Below are 2799 nucleotides of genomic sequence, written 5' to 3'. Positions count from 1 at the left end.
CCGGGCGTCGTGCACCCGCTCCAGCAGCGCGGCGCCGGCCGCCCGGGGGACCACCACCAGCACGGTGTCACCGCGCCCGGCCTCGGTGAGCCGCCGCAGGTCGTGGGTCAGGTGGGCCGGGGCGTCGGCCGGCGGGCTGTGCCGCAGCAGGGTGGGCGCCAGCCGGGGGACGTCCGACCAGGCGGCCTCGTCGTCCAAGTGGGCGGCCAGGTGCCAGGGTTCGTACGCCTCGGTGCCGACCAGCAGCAGCCCGCTCGCGCTGCGGCGTTCCACGGAGCGGCGCAGCGCGCCGGCGAAGCCGCCGACCTCCTCCAGCCAGCCCGTTCCCGTCAGCCGTTCCCGGAGTGCCGAAACTCTCACCGCGTCCATGCGGGCCAGGATGTCCCGCCGGGCCGGGGATTTGGCAGGATCGGCCCATGACTTCCCTCGATTCAGCGACAAACCCGGCCCACGAGGTCCCGGACGTCTCCCAGCTGGTGGTCGGTGTCCTCGGTGGCACCGGCGACCAGGGGCGAGGACTCGCCCTGCGGCTGGCCAAGGCCGGCCAGCAGGTGATCATCGGCTCCCGCGACGCCGCCCGGGCCGAGGCCTCGGCGGCCGCGCTGGGCCTCGGCGTGCGCGGCGCCGACAACGCCACCGTCGCCCGGGAGAGCGACGTGGTGATCATCGCGGTCCCGTGGGACGGCCACGCCGCCACCCTGACCGCGCTGCGCGAGGAGCTCGCGGGCAAGATCGTCGTCGACTGCGTCAACCCGCTGGGCTTCGACAAGCAGGGCGCGTACGCGCTGAAGCCGGAGGAGGGCAGCGCCGCCGAGCAGGCCGCCGCGCTGCTGCCGGACTCCCGGGTCACCGCCGCGTTCCACCACCTCTCGGCGGTGCTGCTGCAGGACGAGTCGGTGGAGAGCATCGACACCGACGTCATGGTGCTCGGCGACGACCGGGAGGCCACCGACGTCGTCCGGGGCCTGGCCGCCCGCATCCCCGGGATGCGCGGCATCTTCGCCGGCCGGCTGCGCAACGCCCACCAGGTCGAGGCGCTGGTCGCCAACCTGATCTCGGTCAACCGCCGGTACAAGGCCCACGCGGGCCTGCGGATCACCGACGTCTGAGCGGATCCGGGCAGAGGCGTGTCGACCTCACCCCTGGACCCGGTCCGGAGGTGAGGTCGGCGACAATGGGTGGCGGCCGTGACCCGGCCGCCCGCACCCGTTCTAGGAGCCCTCCGCCATGCCTCGCACGTCCCGCTTCGCCCTGGCCGCCGTCGTCCTCGCGCTCGTGGCCCTGGTGGTCTCGCTGGTCCAGGGCTTCTGGCTGGGCCTGATCTGGCTGCCGCTGGCCGGCGTGGCCAGCAACGTGCTGTGGATGGACCGCCGCCGGGCCAGGATCGCCGCCGCGACCGCGGCCGCCGAGCAGGGCTAGTTCTTCCAGAAGCTGAACAGGTACCGGCCGAGCGTCGCGTAGTCCTGGTCCACGCCGAACAGGTTCATCAGGCCGTGGACGATCCCGAAGAAGAACTCGTTCACCTGGGGCTGCCACAGCAGCGCGAACACCGCGAGCATCCCGTACGGCGCGAACGGCTCGATCGCGCGCCGGGTCTGGTACGACAGCCAGGGCTCGACGATGCCGTAGCCGTCCAGTCCGGGCACCGGCAGCAGGTTCAGCACCGCCGCGCTCAGCTGGAGGAAGCCGAGGAAGCCCAGCGCGCCGGAGAACGGCGAGATGATCAGCTCGTGGCCCTCCCAGAACGCGTGCACGGTCGGGTCGTCCAGCCAGCCCGCGCCGATCGGGACCAGCAGCGCCGCCGCGATGAGCAGGTTGACCAGCGGGCCGGCCGCCGAGATCAGGCTGTGCTTGAGCCGGCCCTGGATGCGGTGCCGCTCGATCCAGACCGAGCCGCCGGGCAGGCCGATGCCGCCGAGGATCACGAAGACGATCGGCAGCACGAAGCTGAGCAGCACGTTGGCGTACTTCAGCGGGTTGAGCGTGAGGTAGCCCTTGGCGCCGACGCTGATGTCGCCGCCGTGCAGCGCGGTGCGCGCGTGGGCGTACTCGTGCAGGCAGAGCGAGACCATCCAGCCCGCGACCACGAACAGGAACACCCCGAACGAGGCGTTGCCGTAGCCCTGGTACACCGCCCAGCCGGAGGTGCCGAGGACGGCCAGGAGCACCCAGAACACCGGGCTGATCCGGCGGTCCTCGCTGCGGGAGCGCGGCGTGGCGGCGAAGGTCATGGTGTGGGTGCTCCGTGGGCAGAGGGAACGGGAAGGACCGGCAGGGACCGATCATGCCGGGCGGGCCGGTGGCCGGACAAGCCGCCTCCGGTGAACGTCCGAGGGCCCGGGGTCGGTTCCGCCGGGGCGCCGGGCCCTGCACAATTGTGCGGCCCTTCCCCCGCCGATCGACCAGAATGGTCCGGTGCACTACGGCATCCTCGGAACCACGACGGCCCACCACGACGACGGCACCCCGGTACCGATCGGCGGCGCCCGGCTACGGGCCCTGCTCGCGGCCCTGGCCCTCCGGCAGGGCCGGCCGGTGCCGGCCGACCTGCTGGTGGACGAGGTGTGGGAGGCCGAGCCGCCCCAGGACTCCTCCGCCGCGCTCCAGACCCTGGTCGGCCGGCTGCGCCGCACCATCGGCCGGGACGAGGTCGGCTCCGGCCCGGCCGGGTACTGGCTGACCGGTCCGGCCACCGACCTCGCCGACTTCCAGCGGCTGACCGGCGAGGGCCGCCGCGCCCTGGACACCGGGGACCACGCGCTCGCCGCCGAGCGGCTGGGCGCCGCCCTGGCGCTGTGG

4 protein-coding genes and 1 pseudogene are annotated in these 2799 nt (G+C 73.7%); 3 read left to right on the top strand and 2 right to left on the bottom strand.

Going from position 1 to position 2799, the window contains the following annotated elements:
- Positions 1–369, bottom strand: a pseudogene (locus tag AE652_RS39020) (hypothetical protein); the annotation flags it as partial.
- Between the two features lie 47 nt (positions 370–416).
- Here AE652_RS39020 and npdG point away from each other — a divergent pair.
- Both npdG and AE652_RS39010 read left to right on the top strand, forming a co-directional pair.
- On the top strand, positions 417–1109 hold the full coding sequence (gene npdG, locus AE652_RS39015) for an NADPH-dependent F420 reductase (RefSeq protein ID WP_049660247.1): 693 nt from the start codon (positions 417–419) through the stop codon (positions 1107–1109).
- Between the two features lie 118 nt (positions 1110–1227).
- On the top strand, positions 1228–1419 hold the full coding sequence (locus AE652_RS39010) for a hypothetical protein (protein WP_049660245.1): 192 nt from the start codon (positions 1228–1230) through the stop codon (positions 1417–1419).
- On the opposite strand, the gene AE652_RS39005 is transcribed toward AE652_RS39010, so the two are convergent.
- On the bottom strand, positions 1416–2231 hold the full coding sequence (locus tag AE652_RS39005) for a site-2 protease family protein (RefSeq protein WP_049660242.1): 816 nt from the start codon (positions 2229–2231) through the stop codon (positions 1416–1418). The two genes, AE652_RS39010 and AE652_RS39005, sit on opposite strands and share 4 nt — an antisense overlap.
- 184 nt (positions 2232–2415) lie before the next feature.
- Here AE652_RS39005 and AE652_RS39000 point away from each other — a divergent pair.
- Positions 2416–2799: winged helix-turn-helix domain-containing protein (locus AE652_RS39000; RefSeq protein ID WP_049660241.1), on the top strand; the 384-nt coding region annotated here is incomplete at its 3' end.

This window comes from Kitasatospora sp. MY 5-36, assembly GCF_001182915.1.
Classification (GTDB): Bacteria; Actinomycetota; Actinomycetes; order Streptomycetales; family Streptomycetaceae; genus Kitasatospora.
Note: the sequence above shows the minus strand (reverse complement) of the source record. Positions and strands in the feature narration are given on the sequence as shown.